Genomic DNA, 22,495 nt, shown 5'->3' with positions numbered 1-22,495 from the left:
CGAGAGTAGCATCAGATTTAAATCTGATCTTACTCTCGTTTTTAGTTTCTTAAGTTTGATTATTTAACAGCCCCAAACAGATCGTTAAACGCTTCGGTCATAGTTGGATGAGAATAAATTTGATCACGAAGCACTTCATAAGGGATGTGTTGATGCATGGCTAATGAAATCGTGTTGATCAATTCTTGAGCGTCCACACAATAAAGAGTTGCGCCTAAGATCTCATGGCTATCTGGTGAAACTAGCACTTTAAGATAACCGGTTGTGTTCCCAATAACGTGAGCCTTGGGAACTGAAGCTGTCATAATTTTACCGCTGAGATAGGCGACATTTTCTTCTTTGGCCTGTTCCTCGTTCATTCCGATTGTTGCGACAGGTGTATCCAAGAACACCACGTGAGGCACAAGGCTTTGTTCTTTAAGTGATCGTTTACCATCACCGACCAATTGATCTAGGACAATGCGATAGTCATCTAAGGAGATGTAAGTGAATTGGGCACCACCCCGAACATCACCCATTGCCCAGATGTCTTTGACATTAGTCTGAAGATGATCATTGACGACGACACCGTGGTTGTTAGTTTCTATACCGGCTTTATCCAAACCCAAATTGGCAATATTAGCTTTTCGGCCCGTCGCCACTAAGATTGTATCGGCATCAATGGTCCTAGCCTGGTCGCCCTGTGTAAATGAAATTTGGGCAAAGCCATCATTATCCTCGATTTTTGCAATTTGGGCATTGAATTCAAAACGCACGTTCTTTTCAGCAAGGTTCTTTTTGACTTCTTGCGCAAGTTCTCGTTCATCGCGAGGCATAAACTTTTTACCTGCATCAATGATGGTCACTTGTGATCCAAAGTTTGCGTAAATGGATGCAAACTCCAAGCCGATGTAACCACCCCCGATAATTACAAGATGTTTAGGAAGGTGGCGCTGGTCCATTAAGGATTCGCTAGTTTTAACAAAGGTACTTTGTTGTAAACCAGGAACATCAGGTAAGATTGGCGTGCTTCCCGTGTTGATAAAGATGTGGTCTCCTGAAATTTCATCAGTTTTTCCATTTTGATAAGTAACTTTAAGTTGTTTGGGAGCTTCAAATTCAGCGCGGCCATTCAAAACAGTTACGGTTGATTTGTCGGCAATTTTGTGCAAATTACTTTCACGAAGCGTGCCAGTTACATCATTTTTATTAACAATAGCATGGGTATAATTTTCTTGAGCATTGCCAAGTTGATTATTTTGGGAACTAGTTAGTAGTGTTTTAGTTGGAATACAGGCGACGTTAATACAGGTTCCGCCGTACATTTTGTCGGACGCTTCAATCATAATGACCGATTCACCTCGAGAGGCAAGGGCACCAGCGAGCGTTTTCGCAGCTTTACCAAATCCGATAAAAACATTTTTTGCTGTAATCATGAATAATTCCTCCTTTAATATGTACATACATATTACTGTACATACATAGTAAAATGCTGGTATACTTTTGTCAACAGATTAGATTGGTAGAGAGAAGGTTATTGCATGGCATCAGTTTTAGAGTCGTGTACGTATTTTGTGTCGAACCGTTTGGCACGAGAAACGGAGAAAATTGCAAAAAAAGTTTATCAACCAACGGGGATGAATCCCACGTATAGCTATGTGTTAATGGCAATTGATGAAAAAAAGACCGTTTTACTTCATGATTTAGCGGATTTAATGGATTATTCACCGTCTACCATGTCCCGATTTGTGGACAGCCTGGTAAAGAAAGGGTACGTCGCTAGGGATTATCAGTGGCGCAAAGTAGCGTTGAGCCTGACTGATTCTGGCAAGCAAATGGTTAAAATTGCGTATCAGTGTTTAGCAAAAATGGATCAAGAAACTTGTCGCGTGTTTGGAAGTGCTGAACAACGCGATAGGGTGGTCGCAAATTTGAATGAGTGGACGACAACAATTGAGGCCAAGGTAAAATAAAATCCACTAACTTTCACAGTTAGTGGATTTTTGTTATTCAGTTAAATCTGCGAAGGTACCATGGACTAATTTTTTTAGATCTTGCGCATCAATTTTAACAGAGCGGCCAATCTTTCCAGAGGAGACAATAATCTCACCTTGTTTTTGCGCAATGTCAGAAATATAGATTGGGAAATGTTTAGATTCATAGATTCCGATTGGTGTGTTGGCCCCGTGTTCATAGCCTGTGGTTTTAACCAGTTCTTTCAGCGGAATCATTCCAACTTTTTTATTGCCAGAAACCTTAGCCAACTTTTTATAACTAAGGTGTTCATCAATTGGCAGCACGCCAACAAGCGGACCAGTTTTGTTGCCAGTTAGGGCTAACGTCTTATAGATATGATGTTCATCTTCAGCGAGATGGTCGACTTGCAGTTGTTCGACGTCACCTTCCTGTTTTGTGGGGAAGATATATTGTTCATACTTCATATTAGCTTTATCAAGAATCTTTTCGACTAGAGTTTTATCAATTTTATTTTTTTTGCTTTTTTTAGAAATATTGTTCACCTTCCTGCAAATTCATTTTAGCATAGTGGCTTAAAAAAGAGGAACCGAGAAATTTTGGGGTATGCTATAATTTAAAGGTATAAATTAACGGGTAACTGAAAGGTGGGAATGATTTGGCTGATTTGTTGTATAAAACAATTTTAAAAGATTTGGAAAAACGAATCTTCAATAATGAATTTCCTGCTAAAAAGTTACCAGATGAACGAACGTTGACGAGCCAGTATGGTGTGAGTCGTAGTTCGATCAAACGCGCGTTAAGTGTATTAGCAGATGAAGGGATTGTGTTTAAAAAGCGTGGTTCCGGAACTTTTGTGAATCCACTTTATTTAAAGAATCGCTCGTTGTTTACATATGAGGGCTCCAATCTTGGGGTAACCGACAGTATGCGTGCGGATGGGCGAAAACCTAGCATCAAAGTCCTGGACTTTTCTGTTATTCCGGCAACAAAAGAAATGCAGACAGATTTATTCTTGGAAGCAGAAGATTTTGTTTATCAAATTCGGCGGTTACGGTTGTTGGACGATCAACCAGTCATGATTGAGACGGGGTATATTCCCATTAAAATTGTCCCTGAGTTATCACGAACAATTGTCTCAAAATCAATTTTTAATTATTTAGAAGATAAAAAGAATCAAACGGTCACTAAATCTTTCTTGTCAATTGAAGCCCAACCTTCAACCTCTGATGATCAAGAACTTTTGCATTTGACACCCCAAGAGCCAGTGGGGGTCATGTCTGGAATCTTTTTCTTGGATGATGGGACGCCATTTGAGTTATCAAACATGCGATTGCATTATAAATATATGAAGTATAATGCAGTGGTTGAGCTGAAATAGGAAAATTACTATAAATTTATCTAGCCAGATGAACGAATCATAACCAACGAGTGGGGTTATGAGGTGAGAATTTCGCGGCACTGTAAGCATAAAAGTTGAACTGTTGATTACATCATGTAACGTGTAATCAACAGTTTTTTTATTTTTAAAAAATTGGACCGTATCAATTTTCAAATTAGTTGACCACAAGGAAATATCGGGTTATTATTATGTTGTATTCGGTAACAACTTCAAAAAAACTAAACATTTTGAATGTGAGGTTTTGCGAGAGGCAGAATAGACATTAGCATATGAAAAGGAGCCAATCCGACTAACTGCTTTAGCAGAGTAGGGAGGATGGACATCCGTTTTGAATATAGGATTTTACGAGAGCAAAATAGACATTTATACATGAAAAGGAGCCAGTCCGACTAACTGCTTTAGCAGAGTAGAGAGGATGGACATCCGTTTTGAATATAGGATTTTGCGAGAGCAAAATAGACATTTATACATGAAAAGGAGCAATACAATGGCAACTGATTATTCATCAAAATCATATTTTGAAAATCTTGATAAATTTTGGCAGGCTGCAAATTACTTGTCAGTTGGGCAACTTTATTTAAAAGATAATCCGTTATTAAAACGTCCATTGAAAAATGAGGATGTAAAGGTTCATCCAATTGGACACTGGGGAACAATTCCTGGTCAAAATTACATTTATGCTCATTTAAATCGTGTCATTAATAAGTACAACTTAAACATGTTTTATATCGAAGGCCCTGGTCATGGTGGTCAAGTAATGGTTTCAAACTCTTATTTGGACGGTAGTTACACTGAAACTTATCCAGAAATTACACAGGATGAATCCGGGATGCAGAAGCTGTTTAAACAGTTTTCTTGGCCTGGTGGTGTGGCATCACATGCCGCTCCTGTAACACCAGGTTCCATTCATGAAGGTGGCGAACTTGGCTATTCTCTATCTCATGGAGTAGGTGCAATTTTAGATAGTCCTGATCAAATTGCGGCTGTTGTAGTGGGCGATGGTGAAGCTGAAACTGGTCCACTGGCAACATCATGGCAATCAAATAAGTTTATTAATCCAATTAATGATGGGGCAGTTTTGCCAATCCTTGATATTAATGGGTATAAGCTAAGCAATCCAACGTTGTTTAGTCGGATGTCAGATGAAAAAATTAAGCAGTATTTTGAAGGCTTGAATTGGAGTCCAATCTTTGTTGAAGGCGATAACGCTGAAAAGATGAATCCGGAAATGGCCAAAGCAATGGACACGGCTGTTGAGCAGATCCAAGCGATTCAAAAGAATGCGCGTGAAAATAACGATCCATCTCTTCCAAGTTGGCCTTTAATCATTTTCCGTTCACCAAAGGGTTGGACAGGTCCAAAGACATGGGACGGTAAGGTCGTTGAAGGAACTTTCCGTGCGCATCAAATTCCAATTCCAGTTGACCAAGCAGACATGCAACATGCTGATGCGCTTCTGGATTGGATGGAATCTTATAAACCAGAAGAATTATTTGATGACGCTGGTAAACTTAAACCAGAAATTGCAGCGATTGCCCCAAAAGGTGACAAACGGATGGCTGCCAACCCAATTACCAATGGGGGCGTTGATCCAAAAGATTTACGTTTGCCTGACTTTCGAGATTACGCAGTGGATACCAGCAAACGGGGCCAATCTGTCAAACAAGATATGATTGTTTGGTCTGATTACTTACGCGATGTCGTTAAATTGAATCCTGAGAACTTCCGGATGTTTGGTCCAGATGAAACCATGTCTAACCGACTTTATGGATTGTTTGAAACAACTGACCGACAGTGGATCGACCCTATCAAAAAAGATTGGGATGAAGATCTCGCACCTGCTGGGCGGATTTTGGATGCTCAATTATCTGAGCATCAAGCTGAAGGCTGGTTAGAAGGTTATACATTGACTGGTCGTCATGGGATTTTCACAAGTTACGAAGCCTTTTTACGGGTTGTGGATTCTATGTTGACCCAACACTTCAAGTGGTTACGTAAAGCTAGTGAGTTGAAATGGCGGAAAGATTATCCATCTTTGAACGTGGTTTCAACATCGACTAGTTTCCAACAAGATCATAATGGCTACACTCATCAAGATCCAGGTATTTTGACCCATATGGCGGAAAAGAAACCAGAATTTGTGCGTGAATATTTGCCTGCAGATGCTAATTCATTGTTGGCAGTTAGCCCGTTAATTATGAATGACCGTGAAAAAGTCAATGTTTTGGTTACTTCAAAGCAGTTGCGTCCTCAATTTTATTCAATTGAAGAAGCAGAAGTATTAGCGAAAAATGGCCTTGGAATTATTGATTGGGCAAGTACGGATCAAGGTGCCAAACCAGATGTCATTTTTGCGGCTGCCGGAACAGAACCTAATATGGAAAGTTTAGCAGCTATCAACATTTTGCATGATCAATTTCCAGATTTGAAAATCCGGTTTATCAATGTGATTGATTTACTCAAGTTACAGAGTCCAAAGGTTAATCCACGCGGACTTTCTGATGAAGAATTTGATCATTACTTTACCAAAGACACACCCGTGATCTTTGCATTCCACGGCTATGAAGATCTTGTGAAGTCCATATTCTTTGATCGTCATAATCACAATGTGCATGTGCACGGCTATCGTGAAAACGGAGATATTACCACTCCATTTGATATTCGGGTAGTTAACCAGCTTGATCGTTTCAATTTATCAAAAGAAGCGATTATGGCAATTCCTGAGTTTGCTGAAAGTGGCGCTGACTTTATTCAGAAGATGGATAACAAATTGGCTGAACATTATCAGTATATCCGGGATCACGGAGACGATCTTCCTGAAGTGAAAGATTGGACTTGGAAAGATTTAAAATAAAAAATCATAAAAATGCACAACGTTAATCATACGACGTTGTGCATTTTGTTTTGGAAAAGAATATAATCAAACCAAAAAAATCGTTCAAATCATTGAACTTTTTACGTGGTTAGTGTCATAATATGCGTATATTAATATTGAACGAATAATTAAAGGCGATGATGATAATGGTTCCAATGCTTGGAAAAAGGTTTGCTCGGCTGCTGGTATTAAAAAGGGCAGGTTCTAATCCGAATAATGGTAACGCGCTGTGGTTATGTCAATGTGATTGCGGAAATCAAGTTGTGGTTGATGGCTATTCCCTTCGTTGTGGGCAAACAAGAAGTTGCGGTTGTTTAAAACGGGAAACTTCTCGTGAAAGCATCAAACATAACCCTGCGTTCCAAAAAAATGTGGGAAATGCAAATAACCTTACCGACAAGGACGGTATTAACTATACTTCACGAGATCTGACAAAACGTAATAAAACCGGAGTGGTTGGTGTGTCATATGATAAGGCATCGGATACTTGGTTTGCGCATTTGATGATTAATTATAAATATGTGCTTGCCAAGAGTTTTAAAGACTTTGATGATGCAGTTGCGGCCCGAAAAAAAGCAGAACTTAAATATTATGGAAAGAATCGGTAATCATAGATAGTTAAAGGGTGAAAATCAATTTTGATTTTCACCCTTTTTTGAAGACAATTAATTTTCAAAAAATCCTTGTTGTTTTAAGACTATTAATATCTGTGACCGTTTTTGGGGGCTGACCTGCATGTCATGCAAAATATGATGACGATAGGTTTCAACACGATTATTAGTCCCGCGTTGCGCATAGTATTTTTCGATGGTCTGATCGTAAGCATCAAGCGTTTTTTTGTCTGGATCTTGATAGTAATTATCAAAGTGGACAGCTTCTAACGGCAATCTGGGTTTTAAATTAGGCTTTTCATCTGGATAACCAATCGCAATTCCGAATACTGGAAAAGTTAATTTTGGGAGATGAAGGAGGTCAATTACTTGTTGGGCATCATTTAAAATGCTACCTAGAATGACTGCGCCAAGTCCCATACTTTCTGCAGCAGTCACAATACTTTGACCAGCCAGAGCGGCATCATCAAATGCAGCAAGGCTTCGGTCACCATCATGAAGTAAGTGCGTATCGGTATCGGCTTCTTGACCGATAAATTCGTTTCGACGCTGATCGGCAACCATGACAAAGAGGTGGCCACTACTTTTTGTGAAAGGATAAGTTGTAATGTCGGCAAGTTGTTTCTTTAAATTAGCATCAGTTACACTTATGACGCTAAATTGTTGCATAAACATACTTGAAGAAGTTCGTTGTGCCGCCTCTAATAAAGTGTGAATAACGTCTGCAGATAAGGCTTGGTTTTTAAAATGGCGAATGGATCGGTGGTGCGTCAGTAAATGTAAGGTTTTGTTATTTTCCAAAGTCAGAATCTTCTTTCTATAAAACTATTTTTCAAACTGGAAATAATCAGGAATCGGAGCGGTTACGCATTTAGTTTCGTTTGAAAAAGGAAGTGGAAATTCGATTTTCCAAGAGTGTAAAGCCAATCGTTCACCAGAGTGATACTTAGGATTATACAACGGATCGCCAATAATTGGGTGTCCTAAGCTCGCAAAGTGCACACGAATTTGGTGGGTGCGCCCGGTTTGTAATTGAACTTCTACTAACGACTGATGGTCAGTTTCTTTGAGAACCTTAAATTCTGTCACAGCCATGGCGGCCTGTGTGCCGTTCACCACACGTTTGCGCTTGTCAGCCAAGGTTTCACCAATAGGCAGTGAAATAATGCCGTGTGCGTGCTGAAATTTACCTTGTACAACGGCAAGATAGGTTCGATGCACAACCTTTGTTTTAATAAAACGATTATAGATAGGAATTAAAACCGGGTTCTTAACTACCAGAATAGCACCGCTTGTTTGTTGATCTAGCCGATGCACATTGTAAGGATAGCTATCGGTATTTTGTAGATAGGCGGCCAGATGGTTCATCAAACTACCGGTTTCACCTGGTTGGTTGGAATGCGTTTTTACGCCGGTTGCCTTATTTGCGATAAGAAGATCGTTGTTTTCAAACAAAACTTGAAGATTAGCGGTGCTATCGGGTAAAAAGCTTGGAATTGGAGTGGAAAAATTTTGTGAATCAAAGGTCATTTCAATTTGATCATGGGGCGCTAATACCGTGTTCATCGATTGGTAGCGATGATTTACTAAGACACTTCTGTCGATACGTAAAAAGTGGACTTCTTTTTTGGAAAGAGCCCAATTTTTTTGAAGAAGTTGTCTTAGAGCGGTTGGTTGAAAATCATCTGATAAAATGCGTTTGTAGGTCCACTTCATTTTAAATCACTCCAATACAAAAGGGCCATCGCAAACCAGTGTTTGTGAGGCCCTTAGGTTTTAAAATCTAAAATTACTTAGCTTCTGCTTCAGGTTTTACAACTAAAACATCGCAAATAGCGTTTCGGCCCACATATGTAGCTACTGAACCAACCATTAAGCGTTCCAAAGCATTAAGTCCAGTTGAACCAATCATAATAAGTTCATTATGATGATCTTTGGGGAATTCGTTAGCAATAACTGGTTTAGGGTTACCAAAACGAACGTGGACACTAACATCTTTTACGCCAGCGTCTTCAGCTTGTTTTTTAAGCTCTGCTAAGCGTTTTTGAACGTCTTCGGATAGCTTGTAAATGACGTCGCCGCTAACAGCACCCCCATATGTGTCACTGAATTGGTTCACTTCAAGAACATTTAGAATATCAAGATGGGTGTCATTCCGTTTGGCAACTTCAATTGCCTTTTTCAAAACGGTGTCTGTAACCTTTGAGCCATCGATTGGAGCTAAAATGTTTTTATATTGTTGTAACATGTTGCTCACCTTCCATTTCATATGGGTTCCTATGAATACTATATCATTTTTTGAAGGAAATGTAAGTGTTTTAGTTCAAAGTGAGTGAGGCAAATCGCTAGAGAGATAAAAATAGACATGATGGAGGCGGGATCGCATCCCGCTGTGAGTCGTGTCTATTTTTATCTCTCTGATTTGCCGAGCTGTCCTAAGTTTTAGCAGAAAATTGCCGAGCAGGCGACGGATGCAGGATCGCATCCCGCTGCGATTTTTTGCGGCTGGTTTGTGCCACAAAAATCGACAACGACCGAAGAACAGGAGGTTTTCTGTATGAAAACCACCAGCAAGGCGAAGCAGTGTGAGTCGTGTCTATTTTTATCTCTCTGATTTGCCGAGCTGTCCTAAAGCTTAGCAGAAAATTCTGGCAATTTATTTAAAATTCGTAGTTTAACCAGAACTAATTACTATACTTTTCAAAAGAATACGGTTACAATATGTGTATATAGATGATGGCGATACAAATACCGCCATTAATATTTAAGCACCGGGCTAGTTTCGATTAGCGCGGTGTTTTTTTGTTCAATTGAAATATAAATGTAAGTTGTAACTTTTTATTGAGATGTTAGACTATGTAAGTAGGCTTTAACCAATATTAGGACGGTGCAAAAATGAAAATTAAACCAAGTGATTTACTAGAAAGTATTCGAGACGAAAAAATTGAACGAGAGACATTTAAGATTACAAGCACGAAACTTAAAAAGGATCCAAAAATGGCCTTAACACCAGTTTTTGGATATTTACAAGAAAACCTAAAGAATCCAACTGCTGTGGAAGCAACTGTCACAATTAAAAAGGACGTTGTGTGCAAGTTTCAAACAAATATTATTAATCTACCGTACAATTATCCAAACAAGATTGAGCAACTAACAGACGCCGACACAGAATATGAGCTTCAACTCTATGCAATTTTTGAAGCAGAAGATATTAATGCTTCACACCTCAGAATTGATTTGATGGGCACGGTAGATAATTTTCTAGCTGGGGATGCGGATGTGTATAAAAATATTACGGATTGGCTAGCATTGCAATTCGAAAAACTAGATTCAGATAAAACAAAACAGGAGTAAAGGTGCCTATGAATCGTTTACTTAAAATGTTAACAGTAGCCGGGATTTTGTTTCTGGCTGTGTTCTTGATTAGCTTACGGTTTCATCCGGCAGCTACAAAAACAAAGCAACAAAATTTGAATCAGGTTTCGGTCTCTAATTTACCAAAAGAAAAGAAATCAAGTTCAAAGTCTAAAGCTAAGAAAAAGGCAGCCCGCCCCGCGTACATGCGGGCAGTTAATTGGAAAAAATCTTCAGAAACTAAAGCTTATCCGGATTTAAAAAAATATAGTGATGTGTGGATAAAAGTGTCAATTGCTAAACAACGTGTTTACATTTTTAACAATAAAACTCGTTTATACACCATGTATGCCTCTACAGGGTCAAAGAGTTCGCCAACACCAACCGGAACTTATCATATTCAGGCTGAACGGGGAACGTTCTTTTATAACGCGCAATCTAAAGAAGGCGCGAAATACTACGTTTCTTGGAAAGATCATGGCGTGTATTTATTCCATTCCGTCCCAACTAATGAACAAGGGCAGTTTCTGGTGAAAGAGGCTGAAAAGCTTGGAAAAGAAGCTAATTCGCATGGGTGTATAAGATTGGCAGTACCAGATGCAAAGTGGTTGTACACTAATATTCAAGAAGGAACGAAAGTTGTCATTCACTAGGGGTTAAGTTATGAAAAATAAAATTCGCGAATTTTTAAATAAAAAAAGAAAATGGTTGAAGTGAACCCCCAAGATTGGACAGATAAAATCGGAAGTTTGTCAAATGGTGTTGAAGGATAGTTTCTATCCTTTGGAGATCTCCTCGTGTGGGAGATCTTTTTTGTTGTTTTATTAGTTGCAGCGTTTAATCTGGTGTGTTGTCTGAATATCGTACTTGAAGGCATAACAAATAAGCCTACCATCGTGACGTTATTGTGGTAGATAATCTAGGCAATCAGCTGGTAGACGCGTGTGAACATATTGGCCTGATTGGAGAAGCCATAACAAGCACGTTTGAGCTCCTTGATCTTACGGTTGATGCCCTCTATCGGTCCGTTAGAGTAGGACGATTTGGCGGCGTTAATTACTCCATTAAGATTCTTTCGTAGGGTATGCATGGCCGTATCTAGGGGCGTGCCGTTAGGCTGATAGTTAGTGATGATATTCTTGAGTTCATCAGCGTGACGCCCCATCAAAGCATCGTGGAGATCGATGTAGGTTTCATAAGCTGTTTTGAAGGCCGGAAACGTATCGGTTCCAATATCAATAGCGTTCTGTTCGGTCGAGTACTCATTCAGGCCGAAGAGGTAGCGGCTCTTTTGTGCGTCAGGGGTGGCCTTGTGGAATAGGCGCCATAGTGATTTCAGTACTTTATATTCCCGCGAATGCTTGTCGAGTTGCTTCAAACATTGAGTGCGAATGGTATCCATCGTCCGGCCCATTAATTGAATAATGTGGAACCGATCAATAATGAGTTCGGCGTTAGGGAATAGTTCGTGCACGAATGCCTGATAGGAGGCGTTCATGTCCATGATGACGCGTTGAACCGCGGCCCGTTCTGCGGTGCTGTACTGACTAAGAAAGAACTGTTTGATGGTTCTATTAAGGCGGTCGCTAAGTACTTTAACTGATTTGTGAGTGTCGGCGTCAATGCAAATAAACGACATGGAGCCGTGCGTGGAACGGAATTCATCAAAGCATAGATTAATCGGTAACCGGCGGCTCGCGTGTGGATGAATATTAGCCGTCAAAATACGCTGAACTGAGTTTGTCGAAATACCGGTGAGACTGGCGATAGTCTTAGCCGGGAGTGATTTACTGGCTAGCTTCAGCACATGAGTCGCTAGTCCGTGACCGATGGCGTGGTTGGTTGATACCACTGGAGTGGTGGCCGTACAAGTGCTATGGCAGTTACTACAACGCCAGCGTTGCTTGTTTAGCTCTAGAATTACGGGCCGGTCCATGGGTCCTGCAATGTGGACATGAGTGAGCTTGTGTCCGTTAGGGTGCAACGTATTGTATCCACAGCTGGGACAGCGCCTGAGTGTGTAGGTAAGCTCTGCCTGGATGACCAAATACTTTTTGCGACCCGAGCCCCGACCATGAAATTCATCACGAGTACCGAACACCTGAATGTTTGTGTCTGTAATTCCCAGTAATTTAAGTGTATTATCTAGTTGAGACATCTATTCCTACCCCGCTTATCTTGAGTTTCGTCGCTTAAAGCATAGCACTAGGGAGGCTTAGATGCCTTTTTTTGTTATCAAAAAGGGCCTAGTACTTTTGGAATGGAAATACTTTCCAACACCAAAAATTTTAGACCCATAAAATCTAATCTTGGGGGTTCTTTTATGGTTAAATTTAATTTTGATTTCAAAGTGAAAGTAGTAACTGAATATTTAGGTGGTCTGCCCGTTAATTCATTAGCACACAAATACAGGATTGGTAGTAGTGCCACAGTTTTCAATTGGATTCAAAGATATGAGAAATTTGGCCTTAACGGTCTTAAACGCAAAGCAATGGATTTAGAATATGCTAGCCAGTTCAAAGTCGATGTATTAAACTGGAGAAAACAAAATCAGGCCTCGCTTCCAGTAACTGCCTTACATTTTAATTTATCCTCGCCGAGTACCATTTGGCAATGGGAAAGTCGGTTTAAGGCATTAGGAATTGTGGGTCTAGAGCGAAAGCGAGGCAACGCCAAGAACATGGTAAAACACAAGAATAAAAGTCGCAAACCCATTGTCCAAAAGGACAATTCCACAGCCAAAGAGGATTTAAAACAGCTTCAAAAAGAAAATGAAATGTTAAAGATTGAGAACACCTACCTAAAAAAATTAGAGGCCTTAACTCGGAAAAAATCAGTACAAAAGAAATCTCAGAAATAGCCATCGAGTTAAGGCAACTATTCCAAACTTCTATCAAACTGATTCTTAAAGTAATCCAAATTCCACGCAGTACCTATTACTACACTCAGAGTCATGAGAGACGTAAATTTGATGATGACCAGATTATTCAAGCAATAGACGAGATTCGCCAAAAAGATCCAAAATACACCAAAAAATACGGCTATCGAAGACTTACAAATGCATTACATGATTTAGGATTTAAAGTTAATCATAAACGCGTTTTGCGAATTATGCAGGAACACGGGTGGTTGTGTCATGCCTTTAATCGACAAACCAAAAAATATAATTCATATAAAGGTTTAGTGGGTAAAATCGCCGCTAATCGCTTAAAGCGACGCTTCAAAACCGATAGACCTTATCAAAAGCTCGTCGCAGACGTTAGTGAATTCAGATATGGAAACATGGGAATGAACGAACGAGTTTACCTCGAACCAGTTCTTGATTTGTTTTCTGGAGAAATTCTAGCATTCAATATTAGTGAACATCCAACAGTTAAATTCGCAATTAAACCGCTTAAAGAGGCTTTAGAAAAGCTACCAAAACTAAATTACCGGACAACAGTCCATACTGACCAAGGCTTTCAGTATCAACATCGACACTGGCAGCAGGTTTTAAAGCAACATCACGCTTATCAAAGCATGTCACGTAAAGCAACTTGTCTTGATAATGCGGCGATGGAGTCATTCTTTCACATTATGAAAGCTGAAATGATGGATGAACATTTTGAAGATAAAGCTAGCTTAATCCAAGCAATGACCGAATGGATAGGTTTTTATAATAATCGTCGAATTAAAACAAAATTGAACGGCAAGTCCCCGGTAAAATACCGAGAACTCGCCGTTCAAAAAGCAGCATAAATATTTGTCCAATTTTATGGGTTCACTTCAGGTATCAAGATGCTGGAATCAGCATTTTGAGCCTTTTTCTCCTTTTGGTTTTATATCGTCTCATTGGTTATGTCTTCACAAGAATTGTTTTCTTGAGTTGGCCAAAGATTATTGGAGTCACCATATTTTACATGGTGCTTTTAGTAGCCTGGCATAGTTGGGAAATCTATCAAGCAAAACGGTAAGATCAGCTTATTTTTGGAAAAGGTGCTTGAATACTGGTTTAAAAATGGCTGGTATTATAGCCAATAGGAAGAAAATCAAGCTGAAATACTTTTGGACAAACGGGGTGGCACCTAAATAATAACCTGCCAAACAACAAACACCAACCCAGATTAAAGCGCCCAGAAAGTTTAATTTATTGAATCGTTGTAAACTCATGTCGGAATTACCTGCAATAATAGGGACAAACAGGCCGACAAAGGGAACAAAGCGGGACAATAACAGGGAGCTTTTTTCGTTACGATCAAAGTAGGCTTGGGTTTTTTCCATTTGATCTGAGGCTTGGATTTCTTGTGAGAGCTTAGAACGTTGATTTAAAGTGGCTCCGGCGTGATATTTCACATTGGCACCAGCAGTAGCTGCGGTTAAAAAGATAATAAATAAACAAATAACATTCAGGCTGGAATGTGGGCTGGCGGCGATGGTACTAGTTAGAAATAGGACTGACTGCCCAGGTAAAAACGAAAAAATAACGTACGCCGTTTCTAAAAAAATCCAAATAAATAAGAATAAGTAAATCCAGCCGTTTAATTGGTCTGCGATTGGCACAATATAAGCGAGTGGATGTATAAAGAAATTAATGATTAAATTTAACATGATGGAACTCCATTCCCGTAAAAATCTACCCTAATCATATAATGAAACGTCTTAAAAGACTAGGGGTGTGTTTGCAAAAGGATAAAACTGTGTTATTATAAATTTATGCGATGAGTCGAGTAAAAACCAGATAACTTCGGTTGTTTCACTTTCGAGTGACTAGTGGTTTGCTTGGAACGGGATACTTTTCTTCCACCGGATTGTGTGGCGTATCTGATTAAACATGTGTGAACCGTGCGAGATCTATTTGAGAAATCAAGTACCGTTCAAAAAAAGGTTGGGACATTAGTCTCAGCCTTTTTTTACGTCCTTTTATTGAATTAAATAAACTTGATCGTGAACTAAATCAAACCGAGCAAAATGCTGGTTTAACTGTTCGGTAGCCTTGGGATTAACGTAGTGCGCACCTTGCCAAAAGGGCTTACTACCAGAACTACCAAATTTTTCACCAATACATATAAGCGTTACATCGGGATTTGTTTCACGCATTTTCTGTAACAAGTTCCAGTCAATTGAGACACCATCTGGTGACCATGACATAATCACAAACTTAACTTGATCTTGGTATTTCTTCCAGGCTTCCAGAGCATCTAATTTTTCAATTTCAGTAACAGAATGTTTTCCTGTTTCATTTTCAGCAATCCAGCCTTTATTATCAGTCGCAATCACTGGCTGGTCTAATTCACGAAGGCCTGCAGAAATCGTCCCGTTACCAGCCATTACTTCTAGGGTTGGAGCACCATTGAGGAACTTAGCCAGATCTTTGATGAATGGTGCAGAAATATAAGCCCACATTCCGTAATGATTTTCTAAATAGTCTCGGAATGAGCGCAACAATTTGTCTAATTTAGGAAGAGCCTGTGAGTACTGATTCCACAACTCATCGCCCTTAGGATCGCCCATTGGATATTTTTGGAGCAGACTTTGGAAAAGTGTGTCTTGAAAATCATCTGGGACTTGCAGGACAGGTAATGACTGGGGAAGGAGATTCTGGGCAATTAATCGATCACTTTCTAACACATTGTGGGTTAAAAAAGTAATTTGCGGAAACTCCTGAAATAAGTTATCATACTTTTTTATTTGGCCGATATAATCGGGTTCTTGCTCCTGCTTCTTGCTAATTTTAGCTTGATGGCGAAGCTTTTTTAATTTTTTTGAGTTCAAACTATCAATCCATTCTGTTGGTCGATTGGTGAGCAAATTTTATTTCTTACTGTCGTCCAAACCAAGGTCCAGTTCTTCTTGTTGATCATTTTCATCATGAACTGTTCGGCGCTTTTTACCGTGCAGGTATCCTTCAATTAACTGAAATAAACCATAGCGGTCTTCACTAGTAAGAAGTTTATGGTTGAAGGAGAGCTGTTTACCAGACAAGAACAATTTACCAAGATCATATTCGTCGTGATCCGCTTTACCACTTAAGTAATCCATGGTGACATCAAAATACTCAGCTAATTTGCGGATCTCAATATAAGAGGGAGTTCGAACGCCACGCTCCCAATTTCCAATTTGTGAAGAAGTGTTGGCCCGTTCGTCAGGTCCAGGATATTGTTTATTTAAGTCCGCCGCTAGTTGTTCCAAAGTAATACTTTGACCATGGCGGAGTGCACGAAGTCTTTCAGGAAACATATGATTACTCCCTTTCTGTTATCTCAATTTTAGCATAACCACAGGCTGTTAGGTGGCTTGAAAGGCGAATTTTCTTTTTTAGGTGCGACAGTTTTATATATGTGTCACACTTTGTTAAAAAAGTTTTAGTGGCATCAGAAAAGGGATTGATGGCGAATACAATCCAGCAAACGGTTCTGGGTACTTTGCATAAAAATTAAAATCGCGGAATAATAATCAAGCAACGTTTTTTTGAATCTAAGTATGAGGGATGAAACTAGTGAAAAAATTTTGGAAATGGTTTTTAATTGTAATTGCAATTCTACTTGTGGCAGATATTGGTGCGACTGCCTATTTTTACCACGTGGCGGTTGTCCCGGGGCACAAAGATTTTTTGAGTAGTCAAACGGCTCTGAAAAAAAGTGATCCGCTATATAAACAAAAAAGTTGGTTTCAAAGCGCTCATAAGCAGGTATGGCATGAGACTTCAGCTACAGATAACTTAAAGTTGGATGCCTATTATATTCCGGCGGCACATAAAAGTACAAAAACGGCCGTCATTGCTCATGGATTCATGGATGATAAGACCAAAATGGGGGCATCTGCAGCAATGTTTCATAAGATGGGATACAACGTTTTGATTCCCGATGATCGTGGTCAAGGAGACAGCCAAGGTAATTATATTGGATTTGGTTGGCCGGATCGCCTTGATTATATTAAATGGATGAACCTTTTGCTTAAAAGAAATGGGCAGAATCAACAACTTGTCATGTATGGTGTGAGCATGGGCGGTGCCACAACGATGATGGTTAGTGGTGAAAAGAACGTCCCTAAGCAGTTAAAAGCATACGTTGAAGATTGTGGATATACGTCAGTTAATGATGAAATCACGTATGAAGCTAAATCGATGTATCACTTACCATACTGGCCACTTGTACCATCATTGAGTGCAATGACACAAGTGAGAGCTGGGTATAACTTTAAAGAGGCAAGTGCTTTAAAACAAGTTGCAAAAAATCATCGACCAATGTTATTTATTCACGGTAGTAAGGATAAGTTTGTGCCAACGAGAATGGTATATCCACTGTACCGAGCGGATAACGGACCAAAACAGCTTCTGATTATAAAGGGTGCAGCACATGCCAAATCAATGGCAACTCAGCCGAAACTATATATTAGAACAGTTAAAAAATTCTTGAGCCAGTACGTTAAATAAGACTTATTAAAAACAGGATTGAAATTGAAGGTGGTTCCTTCTAATTTCAATCCTGTTTTTATGGTTAGTCGTAAATTTCGTCGTTTTGCATATAAACAAGTTCATCATTTGAAATTTGTTCGTACAAAGCACTGGCGAGTTCTCTTGTAATCTTGTTTTCATTTAACTGGTTTTGAACAAAGTTATATTCAAACTGAAAAGCATTGATAAATAATTCCTCTTGAATTTCATTACTATCGGGATTATTTTGGTAGCGGCGCTGACGTTCGCGATAATAGCGCTGCACAATTGAGATATCAGTTTTACTTTCTTTATTAACTTTCGGACTCCGGAGGTATTTAAATATTTCCTGAGAAGTTTGGTTCTCAATTTGGGCAAGAAGTTCATGCTTACTCTTAAATTTTTTGGCTAAAGCTGGGTTATGACTAAGTTGTTGCTGCTTGTTTTTAAGCTTTTTGCCATGGGTAATTCGTTTGACGGTGTAGATAAACCGATAAGAGATTTGCAACCAGATACTGCGTAACAAGCTATTATCTAAGTGAAAGTCACGGGTAAACATGGTCCGCTGGTAAAGCCGCCGGTCTTTTTCGGTAATGTCGCCATTAGAAACCAAATCGGTCAGAACTTCGTTTTCAACATCTCGGGTTTGTGCAAATAGTTGCTTTAAAATTCGTCTGTTTTTTATAATTTCCGGTCGGTTTTGACTATGAATAGTGGCAATGACGGCTTGTGTTTCCAGTGGATTTTGATTTAAGTCTTTAATTTTTTTAATTGTATAGTTAATCATTTGCTTACGAGCTCTTTTAGCGTCCGCCGCGGAATATGGCTGCTTTTGTTTGGGGAGTAGAATTGGCAAAATGACGGATGGCACTAACATACTTAAAACAATTACAACGGTTGCGATGTATAAGAGATCATTTCGATAAGGAAATGTGACGCCATGAAAGGTCAAAGGCAGCGAGAAGGCCATTGCTAAAGTAATGGTTCCGTGAATCCCATTGAGGGCAATAATCCAAGAATTAGTGTTTTTATATTCTGGACGGACACGGACCGTTGCTAATCCAAACCGAACCCATAAGTAACGTAGGACAGTCATGATTGCATATAGTAAAGCAGCCAAGCCGGTTAAAAATAGTAAAAAAGAGTTGTTTCGATAGGAAATATCAGAAATAACGGTTGGTAAAGAAACTCCCAAGAGCACGAACACAAAACCATTTAAATTATCTGAAAGGACTTCCCACGTGGTGTTTCCGACCACCTGCAGTTTTGTGGAAGTCAAACGGAGACGTCCTTGTTGAACCCCGTGAACAAGTCCGGCAGCCACCACTGCCAAGATACCAGAAACGTGAATAGATTCTGCGACAAAGTAAACAAAAAACGGTGTTAAGATGCCTAGGGTCACAATGACGGAAGAATTATCCATGCGATGGTTGATTAGTAGTGTCCGTAAAGAAACCAACAAACTTCCCAATACAAGACCTAATAGTAAGCCACCTATAAACACATACAAGAAATCGAAGAACCCATATGTAAAGGAAAATTTCCCGGTGGTAAAAGCTTGTAAGGCTAAATTAAAGATTACAATTCCAGATGCATCATTAAACAGAGATTCATTTTTCAAAGTTTCCATGGCCTGTTCGGGCATCGCAATGTTGGCGGTGACAGAGGAAACGGCTACCGCATCGGTTGGCGTGATGATCGCGGCAAGGGCAAATGCCAGAGGTAAGGCTAATTCACTGAGTGCTAAATGAGTTACGACACCGACGATGCTGACGGTAACCAGCGCTAAACCAACAGCTAATGAAAAGGTTGTCGACATCGAGCGACGGAGGGCCCGCATATTGGTATTTAGGCCTTCGTAAAACATTAAAGGTGCCAAAACGGCTAACATAAAAAGTTCAGGATTCATGGTGTAGTGACGATAATAAGGGACAAAAAAGGCCATCAACAGGCCCACTGCAATTTCAATGAAAGCTAATGGGATCTGCGTAATTTTGCTGGCAATGACATTGGAAATGAGCACAGCAATCACGAGGACTAGAACTAGAATAACAACTTCCATAATGTTCACTCCTAAAAATTAATCTAATTCTAGTTTACCATAGCGATTATAAAATGATGGTGGACAACGGTCTGCAGTGTCTAAAAAAGCCCCCATAAACAAAGTTTCTTACACCTTTGCCTAGGGGGGCTTTAAATTAGAAATAATTAGTTTTTAGAGAAGAGTTTGGTAAGATAATCCATAAAGCGGGCCAGATATTTATCTTGGTCAACGGTTAAAGCGACAGTTACGTTTGGATTTTTATCTGTTAGTCTAGCGGGATCACCGATGGTACGGCCCCACATTTCTTTTGTGGTATCGACAAACATATTTAAATCTAGCGTTGAAACCAAGGAAGGATCTAAGGCAACGCCAACAGCCAGTGGATCATGAAGGGCACACCCATGTAAATGGGGACTTGTAATTTTGTAAACATCAATGTAATAATCAACGATGTCAGCAAACTTTTCCCCGGCTGCAGTTTTTAGTGCTCGCCATTTGGCAGTCTCTGATTTAGTTAGCAAGGTGCGCAAGGTTACATCTAAACCGACCATAGTAAGATTGAGCCGACTCTCAAAGACTTCATCGGCAGCTTGAGGGTCTTGGTTGATATTAGCCTCTGCCACTGGTGAAACGTTACCCGGAACGGTTAATGCACCGCCCATAAGTGTGACGTTACCGATTTCGTCTTGAATTTGTGGGGAGATTTTTAAAGCTTTTGCTAAATTAGTCATGGGACCGGTTGGCACCAAAATCAAATCTTTACCATAGGCATGCGCAGACTGAATTAAAAAGTCGACTCCAGATTCAGTTTCTGGTTGGCGTTTTGCAGTTGGTAGAGGCACTTCTCCGATCCCGTTTTTGCCATGAATTTGGGCGCTAATTGGCATCACATCGAAATGAGTAGTTGTTGAAGAATATAATTCACCAAGGTAAACTGGAATGTCAGAGTGACCCAATAACTCAAGAATTTTTAAACTATTTTGAGCTGCCAACGGGGTTAACACATTTCCATATGAAGAGACGATTCCAATTAAGTCAACATCTGGGGCTGCCACTGCATATGCGATGGCCATTGCATCATCAATACCAGTATCTAAATCTAAGATCATTTTGCGTGTTGCCATGAGGAGCCTCCCAAATTTTATTTTTAACATCTTAATCATACGAAATAAGTATCCTAAATACAATCAAAAAATAGTTGTCTATTAGGTATGTGTCAAGATTTAGTAAGTAGTACCTCTAATTAGATTTTATCTGCTTTTGGTTCCGTTCCGGCGCTGATGTGGGTCGTGTGGGTCGCTTACGAGCTAACTTCTCGCCCTTCAGGCCAGAAGTGGATCTCTCCAGTCTTCCCATGTCACTAAGCGATAAAATCGCCAAGTGACATCGACACACTCTCTCATCAACGCCTCCACTACACCTAATTAGAAGATTAACGGTCTTCTCGTGTTTTAAAAAGGCTTTTTTCACTTGGCCGTGTGGCTAGCTTATCAGCCTCGCATGTTTTTTAGTGATAAGTTGCTAAACTACGTATGCACATTCTTTATACATAAGCCGCCATGTCACTAGTTTTAAAATTTTGCTTACTTGGAGTAATATTTATTAGATTAGTCATTTTTTATCCTTGGGCTTTCCGCCTTGGTCATGTAAAATTAAGAAGCAAAAACAAAAGCTTCGGGAAAAATCTTTCAAAAAAAATGGTGAGAGGTTTTTCCAAATTCAGGATCACCGATGGGAAACGCATATGAAGTGAAAGCTGGTTTTTGAGGCTATTAGAATTACGCCATTCCCCAAAAACTAAATTATGATCGAAATAAACTGTTAGCTAAAAAAGAAAGAGGGATAAACGTGTCCGAAATTTATGACATTACAATCATTGGTGGGGGCCCCGCTGGGATGTTCGCCGGTTTTTATAGCGGATTGCGAGGAGCTAAAGTTCAAATTATCGAAAGCCTTTCTCAATTGGGTGGGCAGGTTAGTGCACTTTATCCCGAAAAGTATATTCATGATGTGGCTGGTTTTATGGGGATCAAGGCTAATGATTTAGTCGCGCATCTCCAAGAACAAGTCGAACAACTACCAATTGATATTCGGTTAAACGAAACGGTCACTAATTTAATTCAACAAGAAAATAATTTTGAAATTGTGACCAATCATGATACTTATCACTCAAAATCTGTCATTGTGGCAACTGGTGTGGGGGCTTTCAGTCCGCGGCGCTTGGCCGTAGACGGCGCCGATAAATTAGAAAACACCCATGTTTTTTACACAATCCCTGATCCACAACGGTTTCGAGATAAAACTGTGTTGATTGCTGGCGGTGGCGATTCAGCGATTGATACGGCACTGATGCTTGAAAAGGTTGCAAAACACGTTTACTTAATGCATAGACGGACTCAATTTAGAGGGATGGAACATAGCGTTAAAATTCTGGAACAATCAAATGTTGAACTGTTAACCCCCTATTTGTTAAAACAAATTGATCCAACTGACGGTCATCTTTTATTAACGATGAAAGAAGTTAGAGGAGAACGTCTGCTTCAAAAACAAGTGGACGATGTCGTGGTGAATTATGGATTTATTTCGAACAACAAAACAATTCGGCAATGGGAGGTTCAACCCGAACAACAACACCGGATGTTTACCGTAGATCGCCAAATGAAAACAAACATCCCCTTAATTTATGCAATCGGTGACGGAGTAGATTATGACGGGAAACTAGATTTGATTGCGACCGCTTTTGCTGAGGGTCCAATGGCAGTAAGTGCAATTATGAAGGAACTCTATCCGGACCGGCGAGGACCATTGCACAGCACTTCTATGGAGTTATAAAAAAGTTCTAGAT

Annotated in this window: 21 protein-coding genes; 10 read left to right on the top strand and 11 right to left on the bottom strand. The window is 39.8% G+C overall.

Features of this window, described 5'->3' with window-relative positions; all coding sequences use genetic code 11:
• Positions 1-59: 59 nt before the first annotated feature.
• Positions 60-1,415 (bottom strand): FAD-dependent oxidoreductase, encoded by a 1,356-nt coding sequence (locus ACLHK8_RS04865; protein WP_057774516.1) that lies wholly within the window; start codon positions 1,413-1,415, stop codon positions 60-62.
• 105 nt (positions 1,416-1,520) lie between these two features.
• Between ACLHK8_RS04865 and ACLHK8_RS04860 the strand changes: the two genes are divergently transcribed.
• The gene (locus ACLHK8_RS04860; RefSeq protein ID WP_323707567.1) at positions 1,521-1,952 is read left to right on the top strand and encodes a MarR family winged helix-turn-helix transcriptional regulator; all 432 of its coding nucleotides are present in this window, start codon (positions 1,521-1,523) and stop codon (positions 1,950-1,952) included.
• A 33-nt stretch (positions 1,953-1,985) separates the two neighbouring features.
• Here the strand turns inward: ACLHK8_RS04860 and ybaK are convergent, their stop codons facing one another.
• Positions 1,986-2,489 carry a Cys-tRNA(Pro) deacylase gene (gene ybaK / locus ACLHK8_RS04855; protein WP_323707583.1) on the bottom strand — a complete coding sequence of 168 codons (504 nt, stop codon included), beginning with the start codon at positions 2,487-2,489 and terminating at the stop codon, positions 1,986-1,988.
• A gap of 122 nt (positions 2,490-2,611) precedes the next feature.
• Between ybaK and ACLHK8_RS04850 the strand changes: the two genes are divergently transcribed.
• The 3 genes from ACLHK8_RS04850 (at position 2,612) to ACLHK8_RS04840 (ending at position 6,838) form a co-directional block, all read left to right on the top strand.
• Entirely contained in the window at positions 2,612-3,334 is a 723-nt protein-coding gene (locus ACLHK8_RS04850) for a GntR family transcriptional regulator (RefSeq protein ID WP_057774522.1), read from the top strand.
• Between the two features lie 508 nt (positions 3,335-3,842).
• Positions 3,843-6,209 (top strand): phosphoketolase family protein, encoded by a 2,367-nt coding sequence (locus ACLHK8_RS04845; protein ID WP_323709058.1) that lies wholly within the window; start codon positions 3,843-3,845, stop codon positions 6,207-6,209.
• A gap of 167 nt (positions 6,210-6,376) precedes the next feature.
• Entirely contained in the window at positions 6,377-6,838 is a 462-nt protein-coding gene (locus tag ACLHK8_RS04840; protein ID WP_057775509.1) for an AP2 domain-containing protein, read from the top strand.
• A 57-nt stretch (positions 6,839-6,895) separates the two neighbouring features.
• Here ACLHK8_RS04840 and ACLHK8_RS04835 read toward each other — a convergent pair whose 3' ends face one another.
• The 3 genes from ACLHK8_RS04835 to ACLHK8_RS04825 form a co-directional block, all read right to left on the bottom strand.
• A complete protein-coding gene (locus tag ACLHK8_RS04835; RefSeq protein WP_323709059.1) occupies positions 6,896-7,642 on the bottom strand; it encodes a nitroreductase family protein in 747 nt (248 codons plus the stop codon).
• Positions 7,643-7,666: 24 nt separating this feature from the next.
• Positions 7,667-8,557 carry an RluA family pseudouridine synthase gene (locus ACLHK8_RS04830; RefSeq protein ID WP_057775505.1) on the bottom strand — a complete coding sequence of 297 codons (891 nt, stop codon included), beginning with the start codon at positions 8,555-8,557 and terminating at the stop codon, positions 7,667-7,669.
• Between the two features lie 73 nt (positions 8,558-8,630).
• A complete protein-coding gene (locus tag ACLHK8_RS04825; RefSeq protein ID WP_057775503.1) occupies positions 8,631-9,089 on the bottom strand; it encodes a universal stress protein in 459 nt (152 codons plus the stop codon).
• Between the two features lie 647 nt (positions 9,090-9,736).
• Here ACLHK8_RS04825 and ACLHK8_RS04820 point away from each other — a divergent pair.
• Both ACLHK8_RS04820 and ACLHK8_RS04815 read left to right on the top strand, forming a co-directional pair.
• Positions 9,737-10,195 (top strand): hypothetical protein, encoded by a 459-nt coding sequence (locus ACLHK8_RS04820; RefSeq protein ID WP_057775501.1) that lies wholly within the window; start codon positions 9,737-9,739, stop codon positions 10,193-10,195.
• Between the two features lie 8 nt (positions 10,196-10,203).
• On the top strand, positions 10,204-10,848 hold the full coding sequence (locus tag ACLHK8_RS04815; RefSeq protein WP_082623340.1) for a L,D-transpeptidase: 645 nt from the start codon (positions 10,204-10,206) through the stop codon (positions 10,846-10,848).
• Positions 10,849-11,114: 266 nt separating this feature from the next.
• Here ACLHK8_RS04815 and ACLHK8_RS04810 read toward each other — a convergent pair whose 3' ends face one another.
• Positions 11,115-12,353, bottom strand: a complete 1,239-nt coding sequence (locus ACLHK8_RS04810; RefSeq protein ID WP_105782166.1) for an ISL3-like element IS1165 family transposase — start codon at positions 12,351-12,353, stop codon at positions 11,115-11,117.
• Between the two features lie 165 nt (positions 12,354-12,518).
• Here ACLHK8_RS04810 and ACLHK8_RS04805 point away from each other — a divergent pair, with 165 nt between their 5' ends.
• Together ACLHK8_RS04805 and ACLHK8_RS04800 are read left to right on the top strand one after the other, a co-directional pair.
• Positions 12,519-13,055 carry a helix-turn-helix domain-containing protein gene (locus tag ACLHK8_RS04805; protein ID WP_320531966.1) on the top strand — a complete coding sequence of 179 codons (537 nt, stop codon included), beginning with the start codon at positions 12,519-12,521 and terminating at the stop codon, positions 13,053-13,055.
• Positions 13,004-13,933 (top strand): IS3 family transposase, encoded by a 930-nt coding sequence (locus ACLHK8_RS04800; protein WP_406827452.1) that lies wholly within the window; start codon positions 13,004-13,006, stop codon positions 13,931-13,933. Before ACLHK8_RS04805 ends, ACLHK8_RS04800 begins: the two co-directional genes overlap by 52 nt.
• 222 nt (positions 13,934-14,155) lie before the next feature.
• Here ACLHK8_RS04800 and ACLHK8_RS04795 read toward each other — a convergent pair whose 3' ends face one another.
• From ACLHK8_RS04795 to ACLHK8_RS04785, 3 genes are all read right to left on the bottom strand, one after another.
• A complete protein-coding gene (locus ACLHK8_RS04795) occupies positions 14,156-14,782 on the bottom strand; it encodes a VTT domain-containing protein (protein WP_057775430.1) in 627 nt (208 codons plus the stop codon).
• Between the two features lie 312 nt (positions 14,783-15,094).
• Positions 15,095-15,946 (bottom strand): hypothetical protein, encoded by an 852-nt coding sequence (locus tag ACLHK8_RS04790; protein WP_057775432.1) that lies wholly within the window; start codon positions 15,944-15,946, stop codon positions 15,095-15,097.
• A 39-nt stretch (positions 15,947-15,985) separates the two neighbouring features.
• Positions 15,986-16,411 carry a helix-turn-helix domain-containing protein gene (locus tag ACLHK8_RS04785; protein WP_057775428.1) on the bottom strand — a complete coding sequence of 142 codons (426 nt, stop codon included), beginning with the start codon at positions 16,409-16,411 and terminating at the stop codon, positions 15,986-15,988.
• A 259-nt stretch (positions 16,412-16,670) separates the two neighbouring features.
• On the opposite strand from ACLHK8_RS04785, the gene ACLHK8_RS04780 reads away from it, so the two are divergent.
• Entirely contained in the window at positions 16,671-17,606 is a 936-nt protein-coding gene (locus ACLHK8_RS04780) for an alpha/beta hydrolase (RefSeq protein WP_057775426.1), read from the top strand.
• Positions 17,607-17,670: 64 nt separating this feature from the next.
• Here ACLHK8_RS04780 and ACLHK8_RS04775 read toward each other — a convergent pair whose 3' ends face one another.
• On the bottom strand, positions 17,671-19,668 hold the full coding sequence (locus tag ACLHK8_RS04775; protein WP_434520424.1) for a cation:proton antiporter: 1,998 nt from the start codon (positions 19,666-19,668) through the stop codon (positions 17,671-17,673).
• A 146-nt stretch (positions 19,669-19,814) separates the two neighbouring features.
• Positions 19,815-20,774, bottom strand: a complete 960-nt coding sequence (locus ACLHK8_RS04770; protein WP_057775422.1) for a nucleoside hydrolase — start codon at positions 20,772-20,774, stop codon at positions 19,815-19,817.
• Positions 20,775-21,498: 724 nt separating this feature from the next.
• Between ACLHK8_RS04770 and ACLHK8_RS04765 the strand changes: the two genes are divergently transcribed.
• Positions 21,499-22,482: an NAD(P)/FAD-dependent oxidoreductase gene (locus ACLHK8_RS04765; protein WP_057775456.1), complete on the top strand. Its 984-nt coding sequence runs from the start codon at positions 21,499-21,501 to the stop codon at positions 22,480-22,482.
• Positions 22,483-22,495 lie beyond the last annotated feature (13 nt).

Origin of the sequence: Pediococcus sp. M21F004 (assembly GCF_051122535.1) — a bacterium.
GTDB classification, from domain to species: domain Bacteria; phylum Bacillota; class Bacilli; order Lactobacillales; family Lactobacillaceae; genus Pediococcus; species Pediococcus inopinatus.
Note: the sequence above shows the minus strand (reverse complement) of the source record. Positions and strands in the feature narration are given on the sequence as shown.